Source organism: Mycobacterium sp. (assembly GCF_002863225.1).
Classification (GTDB): domain Bacteria; phylum Actinomycetota; class Actinomycetes; order Mycobacteriales; family Mycobacteriaceae; genus Mycobacterium.
The window spans coordinates 83,951-100,128 of sequence record NZ_PKEK01000063.1; the positions used below are offsets into that span (position 1 = coordinate 83,951).

General features: G+C 65.6%; 8 protein-coding genes. All 8 read left to right on the plus strand.

Going from position 1 to position 16,178, the window contains the following annotated elements; translation table 11 throughout:
- The first annotated feature begins 3 nt into the window (after positions 1–3).
- A complete protein-coding gene (pks2, locus tag CYU59_RS20210) occupies positions 4–6,282 on the plus strand; it encodes a sulfolipid-1 biosynthesis phthioceranic/hydroxyphthioceranic acid synthase (protein WP_293001966.1) in 6,279 nt (2,092 codons plus the stop codon).
- A gap of 53 nt (positions 6,283–6,335) precedes the next feature.
- A complete protein-coding gene (locus CYU59_RS20215) occupies positions 6,336–7,775 on the plus strand; it encodes a condensation domain-containing protein (RefSeq protein ID WP_293001968.1) in 1,440 nt (479 codons plus the stop codon).
- A 70-nt stretch (positions 7,776–7,845) separates the two neighbouring features.
- On the plus strand, positions 7,846–11,091 hold the full coding sequence (locus tag CYU59_RS20220) for an RND family transporter (protein ID WP_293001970.1): 3,246 nt from the start codon (positions 7,846–7,848) through the stop codon (positions 11,089–11,091).
- Positions 11,088–12,338 carry a glycosyltransferase gene (locus CYU59_RS20225; RefSeq protein WP_293001972.1) on the plus strand — a complete coding sequence of 417 codons (1,251 nt, stop codon included), beginning with the start codon at positions 11,088–11,090 and terminating at the stop codon, positions 12,336–12,338. The genes CYU59_RS20220 and CYU59_RS20225 overlap by 4 nt, the downstream gene beginning before the upstream one ends.
- Positions 12,338–13,084, plus strand: a complete 747-nt coding sequence (locus CYU59_RS20230) for a GAP family protein (protein WP_293001974.1) — start codon at positions 12,338–12,340, stop codon at positions 13,082–13,084. The genes CYU59_RS20225 and CYU59_RS20230 overlap by 1 nt, the downstream gene beginning before the upstream one ends.
- A gap of 33 nt (positions 13,085–13,117) precedes the next feature.
- Entirely contained in the window at positions 13,118–14,581 is a 1,464-nt protein-coding gene (locus tag CYU59_RS20235; protein ID WP_293001977.1) for a PE-PPE domain-containing protein, read from the plus strand.
- Entirely contained in the window at positions 14,578–15,447 is an 870-nt protein-coding gene (locus CYU59_RS20240; protein WP_293001980.1) for a glycosyltransferase family 2 protein, read from the plus strand. The genes CYU59_RS20235 and CYU59_RS20240 overlap by 4 nt, the downstream gene beginning before the upstream one ends.
- Positions 15,444–16,178, plus strand: a 735-nt coding sequence (locus CYU59_RS20245) for a polysaccharide pyruvyl transferase family protein (RefSeq protein ID WP_293001983.1), incomplete at its 3' end; no start/stop codon positions are given. The genes CYU59_RS20240 and CYU59_RS20245, both read left to right, overlap by 4 nt.

The window sequence follows — 16,178 nt, forward strand, 5'->3', positions numbered from 1 at the left end:
GCGGTGCCTGAGCCTCGTGTCACTCCTGTCGCGGTCATCGGCATGGCCTGCCGGCTTCCCGGCGGCATCGACTCTCCCGAGTTGCTCTGGGAGGCACTGCTGCGCGGCGATGACCTGATCACCGAAATCCCCTCGGAGCGTTGGGATGCCGACAGCCTCTATGATCCCGAGCGGGGCACGCCGGGCCGCTCGGTGACCAAGTGGGGTGGATTCCTCGACGACGTCGCGGGCTTCGATTCGGATTTTTTCGGCATCAACGACCGCGAGGCGGTCGCCATCGATCCGCAACACCGGTTGTTACTCGAGACCTCCTGGGAGGCAATGCAACACGCCGGTGTGCAACCGGCAACCGTGGCCGGCTCCGCGACCGGCGTTTTCGTTGGACTGGCCCATGACGATTACACCCTGGTCACCGGAGACGCCGGGGCGCTGGAGGAACCGTACGGCTACACCGGTACCGCATTCAGCATGGCGTCCGGCCGGATCAGCTACACACTCGGCCTCAGTGGACCCGCGGTCACCGTCGACACGGCCTGCTCGTCGGGCCTGGTGACGGTGCACATGGCGTGCCGCAGCCTGCATCAGGGTGAAAGCGACCTCGCATTGGCCGGCGGCTGCATGCTGATGCTGGAACCCCGGCTCAACGCCTCGATGTCGGCGATCGGCATGCTCTCTGCGACGGGTCGCTGCCAGTCGTTCGACGCCAAAGCCAACGGCTTCGTTCGCTCCGAAGGCTGTGCGATGGTCTTCCTGAAGCGACTGCCGGACGCGGTCCGCGACGGTGATCGAATTCTCGCCGTGATCCGTGGCACCGCAACCAATCAGGACGGCCGTTCGGAGACGATCACGATGCCGTCGATGGACGCGCAGGTCGCCGCCTACCGTTCGGCCCTGGACGCTGCCGGAGTGGCCGCCGCCACGGTCGGGATGGTCGAGGCGCACGGCACCGGGACTCCGGTGGGTGACCCCATCGAATACCGGGGATTGGCACAGGTTTACGGCACTGACGGTCCCTGCGCGCTGACATCGGTCAAAAGCAACGTGGGGCACACCGAATCCGCTGCGGGCACGGTGGGCCTCATCAAGGCCGTGCTGGCCTTACAACACGGCGCAGTCCCCCGCATGCTGCACTTCACCGGCCTACCCGAAGAGTTGACCCTCGTCGACACCAATCTGTTCGTGCCGCAGGCCGTTGCGCCGTGGCCCGTCGACGGCGGGACCCCGCGACGCGCTGCCGTCTCGTCGTACGGGATGTCGGGCACCAATGCGCACGCCATCGTCGAACAGGCTCCCGGGGTTCGACCGGCGATCGACGAACACAACGGTGCGGCAATCGATTCAGGGATCGGGCGTCCGCTGCTGTTCCCGGTGTCATCCACCTCGGTCGAGGCACTGCGACGAACCTCCGCCCGGCTGGCCGACTGGGTGGAGCGCGGCGCGTCCGACGCCGCCGTTCACGATGTGGCGTACACGCTGGCCCGTCGTCGCGCCCACGGGCCGGTGCGCACCGCCGTGCTGGCGGCCGACCTGCCGGAACTGTCCGCCGCATTGGGAGAGGTCGCGGTTGACGAACTGCCGTATCCGCCGGCCGTGGGAGACGACAAGCGCGGCCCGGTCTGGGTGTTCTCCGGGCAGGGCTCGCAATGGGCCGGCATGGGCACCGAACTACTGGCCAGTGAACCGGTTTTCGCCGCGACCATCGGGCAACTGGAACCGATCATCGCTGCCGAGTCCGCCTTCTCGGTGATCGAGGCGATGACATCCCCGGAGACGGTCACCGGCATCGACCGGGTTCAACCGACGATCTTCGCCATCCAGGTCGCACTGGCGGCGACGTTGAAGTCCTACGGCGTGGTCCCGGGTGCGGTCATCGGACACTCGCTCGGCGAGGCCGCGGCCGCTGTCGTCGCCGGCGCACTGTCCCTCGAAGACGGCGCGCGGGTCATCTGCCGCCGTTCCCGGCTGTGCCTCCGGCTGGCCGGCGGTGGCGCAATGGCGTCCGTGGAACTTCCCGCCCAGCAGATCATTTCGCAGCTGGCCGAACGCGGGGTCAACGATGTGGTGGTGGCGGTGGTGGCCTCCCCGACGTCGACGGTGATCGGTGGTACCACCGAGCCCGTCCGCGAACTCGTCGCCGGTTGGGAACAACGCGACATCATGGCGCGTGAGGTTGCCGTCGACGTGGCCTCGCACACGCCTCAGGTCGATCCGATCCTCGACGAGTTGGCCGACGTTCTCACCGACCTCGATCCGATGTCTCCGACAATCCCCTACTACTCGGCCACCTCGATCGACCCTCGCGAGGAACCGTATTGCGATGCTGACTACTGGGTCGACAACCTGCGCCAGATGGTGCGATTCGGTGCTGCCGTGCAAGCGGCGCTGGAAGACGGCTACCGAGTCTTCGCCGAGCTGTCTCCCCACCCGTTGCTCATCCGGGCCGTTGAGCAGACCGCTCAGAACCTGGAGACACCGGTCGCCGCACTCGCCGCGTTGCGCCGTCAGCAACCGCTGCGGCACGGTGTGCGTGAGCTGCTGGCCGGTCTGCACGCCGCGGGCGCCGCGATGGATTTCTCAGTGCTGTATCCCGTCGGGCACCTCGTCGATGCGCCGCTGCCGGCCTGGACCCACCGCCGCCTGATCCTGACCGCCAGAGAAGCACCGACGCACGGCGGCAGCACCGTGTCCGCTCATCCGCTGCTGGGTCCACACGTCAGGTTGCAAGAAGAGCCCGAGCGCCACGTGTGGCAGGCCGAGGTCGGCACGACGGCGTCACCGTGGTTGGCCGATCACCAAATCCACCATGTCGCAGCCCTTCCCGGTGCCGCCTACTGCGAGATGGCGTTGGCCGCCGCCAAGGCCGTTCACGGCGAGGCATCCGAAGTCCGCGACATCCGCTTCGAGCAGATGCTGTTGCTCGACGGCGACACCACCGTCGGCGCCGTCGCGTCGGTCGAAACGCCGACCGTCGCCGGATTCGCGGTAGAGACCAACGACGAGGGCACCAACGTGCGGTGGGCGTCGGCGGTCCTGCACGCCGCCGATCCCGACACCCGGCCGCCCGCGCACGACGTGCTCGCGTTGCGGGAAGCCCACCCGATCCGGATCGACGGCACTGCCGTGCGTGATTCTTTCGATCGGCGCGGCATCCAATTCGGGCCCGCCTTCACCGGTTTGACCGCGGTGTACACCGGCCACGGATCGGATGGCACGATCTTGGCCGAGATCGGTGCATCGAGCCCGGTACGGACCGGTCAGGGCGCCTTCGGTGTGCATCCCGCACTGCTGGATGCCTGCTTTCAATCCGTGGCCGCCCATCCGGGCGCGCAGCACATCGGCAACGGCGGTCTGCTGTTGCCCCTGGGCGTGCGCCGGCTGCGCATCTACGGCCCGACGCGCGATGCGCGCCACTGCTACGCACGGGTGACGGCGTCCGCTGCCGGTCTGGATGCCGACCTCGAGGTGATCGACCCGCACGGCGCTGTCCTGCTGACCGCCCAGGGGTTGCAGATGGGCACCGGGGCGTCCGAGGCCGGCACCCGCGAGCGGTTGCTCGGGGAGAGCCTGCTGACCATCGACTGGCAGCCGCTGACACTGCCCGCCGCCGGTGCTGATCAGCTTCGAAAGTGGTTGCTGGTCAACACTTCCGACGAGTCGGATTTGTTGGCGGCGACGTTGACCGACACGCTCAAATCGCACGACAAGGACGTCACGTCGGTGGTGTGGTCCGCGTACGCCGATGGCGTCTCCGGACGATTCGTGGACTCCCTCCGCGAAGACGAGTTCGCCGGCGTGATCGTCGTGACGGCGCCCGGCAGAACCGAAGCCGACGAGCAGATCCCGAGAGCGGGTCGCGAGCAGGTTCGCCATCTGGTGCGCATTGCCCGCGAAATGACCGAATTGCCCGGGCAATCGCCCCGGCTGTTCGTCGTGACCCGGCAGGCACAGCCCGTCACCTCAGCGGGCGCGGTGAATCTGGAGCAGGCCGGTCTGCGGGGCCTGCTGCGGGTGATCGGCGCGGAGAACCCGCATCTTCGCGTCACCCAGATCGACGTGGACGAGCAGACCGATGTGGAGCAGCTGGCGCGGGAGCTGCTCAGCGGCTCCACCGAAGACGAGACAGCCTGGCGCAGCGGACAATGGTACGGCGCGCGTCTGCGGCCGGGTCCCCTTCGACCCGAGGAACGACGCGCAACCCTTGTCGACCACGCTGAAGCCGGCGTCCGGCTGCGTGTTCGAGCCCCAGGCGACCTGCAGACGCTGGAACACGTTGCGTTCGAGCGGGTCTCCCCCGGCCCCGGCCAGATCGAAGTGGCGATCACCGCGTCGAGTCTGAACTTCGCCGACGTGCTGATGGCGATGGGGCGCTTCCCCACCATCGACGAACGTGAACCCGAGCTGGGTGTCGATTTCGTCGGCGTGGTCACCGCGATCGGCCCGGACGTCACCGCGCATCAGGTCGGCGACCGGGTCGGCGGGTTCTCCCGAAATGGCTGCTGGGCAACGTTTGTCACGTGCGATGCCCGAGTAGCGGTAACGCTGCCGACCGAGTTGACCGACCATCAGGCGGTTGCGGTGGCGACCGGTCACGCCACCGCCTGGTACGGCTTGCACGACCAGGCGCGAATCTCGGCCGGCGACCGGGTACTGATCCACTCGGCGACCGGCGGTGTAGGCCAGGCCGCGATAGCGATCGCCCGTGCCGCGGGTGCCGAGATCTTCGCGACCGCCGGCAGCCCGCAGCGTCGTGAACTGCTCCACCGGATGGGCATCGACCACGTCTACGACTCGCGCAGCACCGACTTCGCCGAGTTGATTCGCCGCGACACCGACGGTTACGGCGTCGACATCGTGCTCAATTCGCTGACCGGCGCCGCACAGCGAGCCGGATTCGAACTGCTCTCCGCCGGAGGCCACTTCGTCGAAATCGGTAAACGCGACGTCTACGCCAACGCACGCCTGGGCATGTATCCCTTCCGTCGCAACCTGACGTTCCACTACGTCGATCTCGCGCTGATGTCCGAAACCCATCCGCAGCGGATCGGGCAGCTGCTCGATACGGTGTTCCGCCGCGTCGCCGGCGGAGAGCTGCCGCCCGCCGAGTACACCCGGTACGAGTTCGGCGACGCAGCCACCGCGATCAGGGTGATGAGCGCGGCCGAGCACACCGGCAAACTCGTCCTGGACGTTCCACGGAGCGGAACCAGTGCCGCGGTGGTGCCGCAGGACGCGGCCCGCGCTTTTCGCGAGGACGGCGCCTACCTGGTCACCGGCGGCCTCGGTGGACTCGGGTTGTTCCTGGCGGAGAAGATGGCCGCAGCCGGTTGCGGCCGCATCGTACTGACCTCCCGATCGCAGCCGGACCCGTTGGCGCAGCAGACAATCGAGCAGATCCGTGCGACCGGCGCCGACATCGTGGTGCAATGCGGTGACATCGCGGCCCGCGATACCGCCGACCGCCTGGTCGAAGCGGCGACCGCAGGCGGGTTACCGCTGCGCGGAGTGCTGCACGCCGCGGCCGTGGTCGAGGACGCCACGCTGAACAACATCACCGACGAGCTCATCGACCGCGACTGGGCACCGAAGGTCGACGGCGCCTGGAATCTGCACCACGCCGCGGTCGGCCAGCCGCTGGACTGGTTCTGCTCGTTCTCCTCGGCGGCAGCGCTGCTCGGGTCACGCGGACAGGGCGCCTACGCGGCGGCCAACAGTTGGCTGGACGTCTTCACCCACTGGCGACGAGCACAGGGCCTGCCCGCCTCGGCGATTGCGTGGGGAGCGTGGGACAAGATCGGCCGCGGCGCTGGTCTGGCGGAAGCCGGCGAGACCACGATGATCGCGCCGGAAGACGGTGCGTATGCGTTCGAGGCGTTACTGCGTCACGACCGTGGCTACACCGGCTACATATCGATCACCGGAACGCCGTGGCTGACCGCCCTCGCGCAACGCAGCCGGTTCGCCGAAGCGCTGCAGTCCGCGGACCAAAGTGCCACGGAGGCAGGAAAATTCCGCGGTGAACTGGTCGAGCTGCCGGCCGACGAGTGGCCCGACCGGCTCCGTCGACTGGTCTCGGAGCAAGTCAGCCTGATTTTGCGGCGCAGCGTCGATCCGAACAGGTCGCTCGCCGAATACGGCCTCGACTCCTTGGGCAATCTGGAATTGCGCACCCGCATCGAGACCGAGACGGGTGTTCGGATCAGTTCGTATCACATCACGACCGTTCGCGGACTCGCCGGTCACTTGTGCAACGAGTTGGCAGACCTCGAGGCGGTGCCGGCGTGACGGCCCACTGACGAAGATTTCGTGATCACACCCAACGAACTGAGGAGGCGAGAGTGCTCGAAGTAGGGAAAGTAACGGTGAAGAGCGTGTACGACTGGGTTCCAGAAGCCGGTTCAGTCGTCTCATGGGGGCCGACGGCGGCCACTCTCGCCAAAGCGCAAGAGGCGCCGATCAATCCGACGCCGGCCAGCTACATGCAGGCCGAACACCTGCGCAGCTGGCTGGATTTCGCGTCGAAAGGCGTCGACATGTCCCGGCTGTGCATCGCCACGTGGGAGATCCCAGGCCAGTGCGACGTCCGGGCCATGACGCATGTCATCAACGCGCACCTTCGGCGCCACGACACCTTCCACAGCTGGTTCGAATACCTCGACAGCGGAAACATCGTCAGGCGGGCCATCGACAATCCCGCCGCGATCAAGTTCGCCCCCACCAAGCACGGCGAGTTGTCGCCCGGCGAATTGCAGAGTCTGGCGATGGCGACTCCGGATCCATTGCAGTGGGATAGCTTTCGCTTCATGATCATTCAGCACCCCGATCACTTCACGTTCTGCATCTCGATCGACCACATCAACATCGACGCGACCTACCCGAGCGTGCTGCTGCCCGAGATCCAGATGCAGTACGCGGCGCTGGCCGGCGGTGGCGCGCCGATCGCTTTACCCAAGGCCGGCAGCTACCTCGACTACTGCGAGCGGCAACACAAGTACCTCTCGTCCCTCACCGCAGAGTCGCCGGAGGTCAAGGCGTGGATCGACTACTTCGAGAGCAACTCCGGGACTCTCCCGGACTGCCCGGTGTCGCTGGGCGACGGATCCGGAATCTGCGACCTGATGAGCCTGACGCTGCTCGACCAGAAGCAGACCGCCGCATTCGAATCCGTCTGTGTCTCGGCGGGTGCCCGGTTCAGCGGAGGGGTGTTCGCCTGCGCCGCGCTGACCGAGCGTGAACTGACCGGTGCCGACACCTACTACGGATATGTGGTCACCGACATCCGCAGCACTCCAGAGGATTTCATGACCTCGGGGTGGATCACCGGCTTCGTGCCGATCACGGTGCCCGTCGACCCCTCATCGTTCCACGAGACTGTGCGGGCTGCGCAGGCATCCTTCGATTCCGGGCGGGAGCTGGCCAAGGTCCCCTTCGCCCGGGTTCTGGACCTTGCGCCGTGGCTGCAGCGCCCCGATCGGCGCGTGCCGCTGATGTTCCACATCGACCTCGGCATCCCGCCGTTCTCGGCTCTGGTCACCGAGAAGCTGCAAGGCCTGAATGCCCGGATCTTCCAAGACGGCGGTGCACCTGCCCAATTCGACATCCGGGTGACCAGACTGGAGAACGAGACTCGCGCAGTCGTCCTGTTCCCCGACAATCCGGTCGCGCGCGAATCGGTCACCCAATTTCTCGCGGTGTTGAAATCGGTGTATGTGCGGGTCGCCGAGCGCCGCTACACAGCCACCCGGGTGCGCGAAGTCGCTCTCACCCAGTCGGCCTGAGCGGGTAGGAGACTTCCATGCCCAGCTGTAATCCGTGGATTCGCAACTTCTCCCGGCGGTAACCAAGCCGATGTCATCGCGGACGGACGTGATCGAACCGCCCGCGATGATGGGCGTCTACCCGAGACTGGGCAGGCTCGTCACCGGCCACCCCCTGATCGTCATCGCACTCTGGCTCGCCCTCGCGGCCGCGGTTTCGCTGGGCCTGCCACCACTGGCGGTGGTCATCGGGCAAAAGCAGGCGGCCATCATGCCCGACGATGCCCCGATGATGGTGGCCGCTCGCGAGATGGTCGCGGCCTTCCACGACAAGGGAACCGACAACGTCGTGCTGGCCGTGTTGACCGACGACAAGGACCTGTCCCCCGCCGACGAGACCACCTACCGCACCCTGGTCGGGAAACTTCGGCAAGACACCGCCGACGTGGTCTCTCTCCAGGACTTTCTCGGTTCGCCAGAAGTCCGGGAAGTGCTGTCCAGCAAGGACAAGAAGGCCTGGTATCTGCCCATCGCACTGGCCGGTCATGCGGGATCCGCCGAGGGTGCGGTGGCCTTCCAGAACGCTTCGACGCTCATCAAGCAGACGGTGTCAGGGTCGACCCTGGTCGCCCATCTGGCCGGACCGGCAGCCACTGCGGCGGACCTCACCGCGATCAGCCAACGCGACATGCACGTGATCGAACTCGGCACCGGGATCATGGTGTTGCTGATCCTACTGATCGTGTACCGAAATCCGCTCACGCTGGTCATGCCGTTGATCACCATCGGCATATCGTTGGTGACCGCCCAGGGGGTGCTGGCCGGCTTGGCCGAACTGGGCCTCGGCGTCTCGAGCCAGACCATGGTGTTCATGAGCGGCATCGTGTACGGCGCCGGAACCGATTATGCGGTCTTCTTGATCAGCCGTTACCACGATTACGTTCGGCTGGGCGCGGAGTCCGATGATGCGGTCCGGCACGCACTGGGGTCGATCGGAAAGGTCATCGCCGCCTCGGCGGCCACCGTGGCCGTCACTTTCGTCGCCATGGTTTTCACCAAGTTGCCGGTCTTCTCCACGGTTGGCCCGGCGCTCGCGATCGCGGTCACCGTGGCATTTCTGGCCGCGGTGACCGTGTTGCCCGCCATCATGACACTCGCCGGGCGCCGCGGCTGGATCAAGCCGCGCCGCGAGTTGACCACCCGGTTCTGGCGGACCTCCGGGGTACGGATCGTGCGCCGTCCCAAGATCCATCTGGTCGCAAGTCTGCTGATCCTGATCACCCTGGCGGCCTGCTCGGCCTACGCGCGCTACAACTACGACGACCGCAAGACACTGCCGAGCTCGGTGGAAAGCGCTGCGGGTTACGACGTCATGGCGCAACACTTTCCGCTGGACACCATCATTCCGCAATACCTGTTCATCCAGTCGCCGCGCGACATGCGTGACCCCAAGGTCCTGGCCGACCTGGAGCAGATGGCCCAGCGGGTGAGTCAGCTGCCCAACGTCGCGATGGTGCGGGGCATCACCAGGCCCACCGGCGAGTCACTCGAACAGGCCAGACTGGCCTGGCAGGCCGGCGAAGTGGGCAACAAGCTCGGTGATGCGTCGCAACAAATCAACGGTCACACCAACGAGCTCGACACCATGACCGACGGCGCTAACCAGTTGGCGAATGCGTTGGGCGACTTGCGCAACCAAGTCCAACAGGCCCTGCCCAACATCAGCGGTCTGGTCGAGTCGCTGACGTTCCTGCAGCGCAGTTTCGGCGGCCTGAAGATGCTCAACCAGCTCGACGACGCCGCCACGTTGATCACCGAGATGCGCTCGCTGGGCCAGTCGCTCGATCTGAATCTGGTCGATGTCAACAACATTGCCGGCCTGGCCCGACCGATCCTGAACGCCCTCGACACCACCCCGGTGTGCTCGCTGGACCCGAACTGCGTCACCGCCCGCGATGAGCTCCAGCGCATCGCCGAGGCACACGAGAGCGGGTCGCTCGACAGCATCGCGGAGCTGTCGAAGAAGCTGCAAGCCACCCAGGGCAACGAGAGTCTGGAATCGGCAACAGCCAAATTGAAAGAACTGGTAGCCAATCTCACTAATGCGACGCAGATGCTGGGCGGCGGTGGTTTGTCGGCAAAGCTGGCGACCCTGCAGGACGGCGCCAATCAGCTTGCCGACGGCAGTCGAAAACTGGCCGACGCGGTGGAATTGCTCGTCGGCCAGACCAAACAGATGGGAGCCGGTCTCAACGATGCGTCAGGCTTCTTGATGGCTATGAAGAACGGCGCCAACGCCCCTCCGATGGCCGGCTTCTTCATTCCGCCGCAAGTGCTGACGCGCGACGACTTCAAGAAGGCAGCCGGCATTTTCGTCTCACCCGACGGGCATGCCGCGCGCTATCTGGTCCAGACCAAGCTGAATCCGTTCAGCATCGCCGCCATGGACCAGGTGAATTCGATCATCAACACCGCGCGGCAGGCTCAGCCGAACACGACGCTGGCCGACGCCAAAGTGTCGATGGCCGGAATCTCGGTGGGACTTCGGGACACTCGTGACTACTACAACAAGGACTTCAACTTCATCATCGTGACGACCGTCGTGATCGTCTTCCTGATCCTGGTCGGATTGTTGAGAGCGATCGTCGCGCCGCTGTACCTGATCTGTTCGGTGATCATCTCGTACCTGTCGGCACTTGGCATCGGCACCTTGGTATTTCAGTTCGGACTGGGCCAGGAGTTGCACTGGACCGTCCCGGGGCTCACCTTCATCATCTTGGTGGCGGTCGGCGCTGACTACAATCTGCTGCTGATTTCCCGGATACGCGACGAGTCACCACACGGCATACGTGTCGGTGTGATCCGCACGGTCGGATCCACCGGTGGCGTGATCACGGCGGCAGGCCTGATTTTCGCCGCGTCGATGTTCGGGCTGCTGTTCGCAAGCATCACGATGATGGTGCAAGCCGGGTTCGTCCTGGGCACCGGAATTCTGTTGGATACATTCCTGGTCCGCACCGTGACGGTGCCGGCCATCGCCACACTGGTCGGCCGAGGCAACTGGTGGCCGTCGAACCCAGATCGACGTTCTTCGCGCGCCGCTACGACGCATCACTACCGCGAGAGAATCCGAAAGGGCCTGACACGCATCTTGTTCGGGTGCCAGCGTCGCCGCGACGATGCAGTTGCTGAGGACACGCCTGAGCTGACGGCCGACGAGGATCGGCTGCCACCGACCGACCCAGACGAGCCTGATGACGATCTGCGACCGGGCGAACCCGAGGCGGCGCTGGTCGATGTCGGGCGTTCGCCGAACGGAAGGGGGTCGTACCGATGAAATTCGCACTCGCTGTGCACGGCAGTCGTGGCGATGTCGAACCTTTCGCCGCGGTGGGCCGGGAGTTGCAGAACCGCGGCCATGACGTGCGAATGGCGGTCCCACCCAACATGTGTGGGTTCGTCGAATCGGCCGGCCTCGACGTGGTGGCGTACGGACCGAGTTCGGAGTCGGTCAACGAAGAAGAGTTCATCCGCAATGTCTGGAGTCTGTCGACTCCGGTCAAAGTCCTCCGCGCAACCAAGTACTACCTCGGCGACGTGTGGGCGGAGATGGGCAGGACGCTGACGTCCGTGTCGGAAGGCGCCGATCTGCTGATGACCAGCATGGTCCAGCAGGGAATCGCCGTGAATGTCGCGGATTATCATCGGATTCCACTTGCGGGGTTGCATTGCTTCCCGGTCCGGGTCAACAGTCACATCCTGCCGACGGTGCCATCACCGTTGACCCGCACCGGCATCGCGGCGCTGTGGTGGGCGCACTGGATCATCACGAGAAGGGCCGACAACCGTCTACGCCGGGAGCTCGGATTGCCGGGCAAGGCCGGACCCTCGACCGGCCGCATCGTCGAGCGCGGTTCCCTCGAGATACAGGCCTACGACGAGCTGTTCTTTCCCGGGCTGGCGTCCGAGTGGTCGCACTGGAATCGCCTGCGGCCCTTCGTCGGCGCACTGACGATGACGTCACCGACCGACGCGGACACCGAGATCTCCGCGTGGTGTGCCGCCGGGAGACCGCCGGTCTACTTCGGTTTCGGGAGCATGCCGGTGCGGTCGTTCGACGCCACCGTGCAGATGATCAGTGCGGCGTGCGCCGAAGTGGGCGAGCGGGCGCTGATCTATGTCGGTGCCAATCACGTCGACGGAGACTGGAACTCCGAGCGCGTCAGGATCGCCGGGCCGATGAACCACGCGGCGGTTTTTCCCTTGTGCCGCGCTGTCGTCCACCATGGCGGCGCCGGAACCACGGCCGCCGGTCTGCGCGCCGGCATGCCGACGTTGATCCTGTGGGTCACCGCCGACCAGCCGCTGTGGGCAGCTCAGGTCCGAAGGCTCGAAGTTGGTTCCTCCCGGCGCTTCTCGGCCACCACCCGGCAATCGCTGGTCGCCGACCTGCGGTCGGTGCTCACCGGCGAATGCGAGGCCAAGGCGAAGCTGATCGCGCGCCGAATGACGACACCTGCCGCGAGTGTGCACACGACGGCCGATCTCCTGGAAACCGCCGCCACCATGAAACGAGCCGCCTGATGTGGAGCGCAGTGCTGTTGTTCGGCATCATCGCCGCCCAGGATCCGGTGCGGATCGGGATCATGGCGCTGTTGATTTCGCGTCCGCGGCCGCTGGCCAACCTGCTGGCCTATTGGTGTGGTCTGATGGCTACCGGCTTCGGCGCCGCCCTGGCGTCCCTGTTCCTCCTGCATGACTTCCTGGGTCCCGTTGTGCGCCTGACCCATTCGATAGCCCGGCATCCGGCGCTCCCGCCGATTCAAATTGCCGTCGGCCTGATCGCCCTCTCGGGCGCTGCCATGCTCGCCATGCCACGTCCGGTGCGTCAGGCCACCTACGCGCTGATTCCCGTCAGCGATCCGGCTGCACCGGTGATCGAGCCGGGAAAAGCGCCGACCGTGTTCTCCCGCATTCCGCTTCCTCGCCTCTCCTGGACGGCCGCGTTGGAGGGACGGTCTCTCAGAATGCCGTTCGTCGCAGGTCTGTGCACCTCGACTCAACTGCTCGAGTTCTGGGGAGCGATGTTGGTGATCATGGCTTCCGGGGCGGCCGCGGGCACGCAGGTTGCCGCCGCTTTGGTCTTCACGTTGGTCGCCTACACCCTCACCGAGCTACCACTCGTCGCCTACCTGATGGCGCCGGGAAAGACGCAGGCTGTGGTGATGGGCATGCACGGGTGGTTGGCCGCGCGCCGCAGGCCGATCTTCGCGGTGCTGCTCGGCGCACTCGGGGTCATGATGCTGGCGAAAGGCGTTGGTGGCCTGTGATTCCTGACAGAACAGCCGAACGCGGAGGCGACGATGGCACATCGTAAGGCTCGCTGCACATGGCTCGGCGCGCTCGCGACCACCGGCGCCGCTCTGCTGCCGCTGACCATGACGCCGGCGATCGCCCACGGCGACGATACGTTGCCGTTCGTGGTCATGGGCGGCACCGGCATGCCGGTGCCGGACGACGACTGGGTCGCGACGGTTCAGAGCCTCTTTTTCCCGTCGGAGGCTTTGTTCGACGGGCAGCCGGCCTTTCCCGACGCCGTGCCGGACGCGCTGTACACCCCGCAGGAGTTCTATCCGCTGAACTTCGGTGACCTGACGCTGAATGATTCGGTGTCGCAAGGGCTCAGCAACCTGATCGATGAACTCCAGCCGTATCTCGACGCTGGCACGCCGGTCGGGGTCTTCGGGTATTCGCAGAGCGCGATCATCGCGTCCCTCGCGATGGACCAACTCACTGCGCAGGGCGTACCCAGCTCCGATGTCAACTTCGTGTTGATCGGCGACCTGATGAACCCCAACGGCGGGCTCTTCGAGCGGTTCGCCGGCCTGGAACTGCCCAGCCTGGGAATCGACTTTTCCGGCGCGACACCCTCCGACGACTTCGCCACCACGATCTACACGATGGAATACGACACCTGGGCGGACTTTCCGCGCTATCCGCTGAACCTGTTGTCGGTTCTCAACGCGTATATGAGCGAAACGCATTTCGACTACGACACCCTCACACCTGAGCAGATCGCACAAGCGATTCCGCTGGACACCACGGGAGGCCTGACCGACTACTACATCATCCCGGTCGACGACCTTCCGCTGCTGGATCCGCTGCGGGAGGTACCGATCATCGGCAATCCGCTGGCCGACCTGCTTCAGCCGAATCTCACCGCGCTGGTGAACCTGGGCTACGGAGACCCCGAATTCGGCTGGTCGACCGCACCGGCGAACGAGGCCACCGAATTCGGGCTGCTGCCCAGCCTGGCCGACTTCGAGAAGCTGCCCGGGCTGTTGATCGCCGGGACCCAGACCGGAATCGAGGACTTCATCGGTGATTTCACCGGCACCGGCCCGAATCCGGTGTCGTGGTCTCTCGATTCGCTGCTCGATGGTCTGACGGACACCTCGTCGTTGACCTCGGGCACGGTGTTCGATCCCGACGAGATCTTGTCGGCGCTGACCACCCTGCTGAACGATCCGGCTGCGCTGACGGCCTTTTCCGGCGACATCGCAGATGCCCTGTCGGATATCGGCAGCACCTTGTCCGCTACGTACGACGCAACCGAAGACATCCTGCAGGCGGCGCTGATCAGCGTGCCCGAGTACAACCTCAGCCTGATCATGGACAACCTGGACAACCCGATCGAGGCACTCGGGTTGTCGATCGGGGCCGATCTGGCGATCTACCCGCTGCTGGGCGGTTTCGCGCAGACGGTCTTCGACAATGCCGCTGAGTCGATCCTGGCCACGCTGACCGATTTGGTGCCGTCGCTGTGACCCGCCGACTGCCGGTCGTCGCCGCGGTGCCCAACTACAACATGGGCGAGCATCTGCGTACCCTCCTACCGCAACTGCTTGCTCAGCGCTATGACCGGATCTTCGTTCTCGACGATGCCTCTATCGACGACAGTGTCGACGTGGTCGGCGAATTCGGCGACAACGTGGAACTGCTGCGCAGTCCCGAAAACCGCGGTGCGGGTGCCAACCGCAACCAGATCATCGGCCGCGTCGGCGACGGCACGCTGATCCATTTCATCGACGCCGACATGGAACTGAGGACTGCCGACACCCCGACGGTGGCACGCGAGATTGCCGAACGCTATCTCCGCCACGGTGTCGGCATGATCGGTGGCCTGGTCAGCCGCACCGACGGCAGCCAGGAGTACTGCAATTTCGGCGCGGCGTTCACCCTGTGGGGCAATTTCACCTCCAATGTTCCGCGCCTGGTTGACCATTGGCGGCACGAGCCGCGGTTGGCCGGCATGGTCCAACGTGTGGCAGGTCCGATCGCCCCGGGCTGGCCCCGGCTGCTGGATGACCCGAGGCCACGGGCAGCGTACTGGCTTCACGAAGGCAACCTGCTGGTCTACTCCGATGTTTTCAAGGCTGTGGGCGGCTACGACCCCGCGTTACGTTCGCACGAAGCTCAAGATCTGGCGATCCGCCTGGATACCAAGGGCATTCATCGTCAGTTCGATCCGAGCGTCCGAGTCGTCCACCACCACATCGACGTGCGCGGCAAGAACCGTCGCAAATGGGAAAGCACCGCGACCCGTTATCTGATTCGTAAGCACGGGATCACGCGGTTTGTCGTCGGCGGCCGGACACCGACTGGCCCGAAGACATTGGAGCCGATCCGATGAGCATCCACCGCAACGATGCCCTGGTCGCTTACCTGGGTTGGCAGCGGATGGGCAACATCGGCGACGACGCGATCTACGACGCCGTGCGATCACAGCTACCCGGTGCCACGGTGCTGGACGTGCCGCGCTTCCCCGGTGAGAAAATTCACGCCGCGGCAACAGGATTGAACCGCTCACTGCGGCACAGCATCCAGGTCGTCGGCGGTGGCACCCTCGTCGGTCGACGTCATTGGCGTCGCATGGTCACCCGCGGCCGCGCACTCACCCGGAACAACGGGAGCTACGCGATCGGCGTCGGCGTCGAAGATCCCAGTTTCGTCGGGCGGCGCAGCGGTTCCGGCAGAGGTGAGCTGAAACGTTGGGTGCCGCTGCTGTCGGAGTTTCGTACCGTGTCGGTGCGAGGCCCGCGCAGCGCGCAACTTCTGGCCGAGGCCGGCCTGGACGTCAGCGTGTCCGGTGATCCGGCCCTGCTACTGCCCCGCCCCGACGTCGCCGCTGAAGACGGCCTGATCGGACTGAACCTCGGATTCGGTGACGATCTCTGGGGACGCGACCCGGACGCTGTTGCATCCGAGATTGCTGGCGCCACGGCACATCTGGCGAAGCAGGGTCATCGCTTTGTCGGGATTCTGATGAACCGCGCCGACCGACGCTGGACCGAACACGCACTCGCCGGCCTCGACGCCCCAATCGTGCACCCCCCCAACGCCAACGCCGCAGCACACGAACTC

What these genes read in the sequence shown, in the direction of transcription:
- CYU59_RS20220 (WP_293001970.1), top strand. Translation starts at nt 7,846, where the DNA reads ATGTCATCGCGGACGGACGTGATCGAACCGCCCGCGATGATGGGCGTC.
- CYU59_RS20225 (WP_293001972.1), top strand. Translation starts at nt 11,088, where the DNA reads ATGAAATTCGCACTCGCTGTGCACGGCAGTCGTGGCGATGTCGAACCT.
- CYU59_RS20230 (WP_293001974.1), top strand. Translation starts at nt 12,338, where the DNA reads ATGTGGAGCGCAGTGCTGTTGTTCGGCATCATCGCCGCCCAGGATCCG.
- CYU59_RS20235 (WP_293001977.1), top strand. Translation starts at nt 13,118, where the DNA reads ATGGCACATCGTAAGGCTCGCTGCACATGGCTCGGCGCGCTCGCGACC.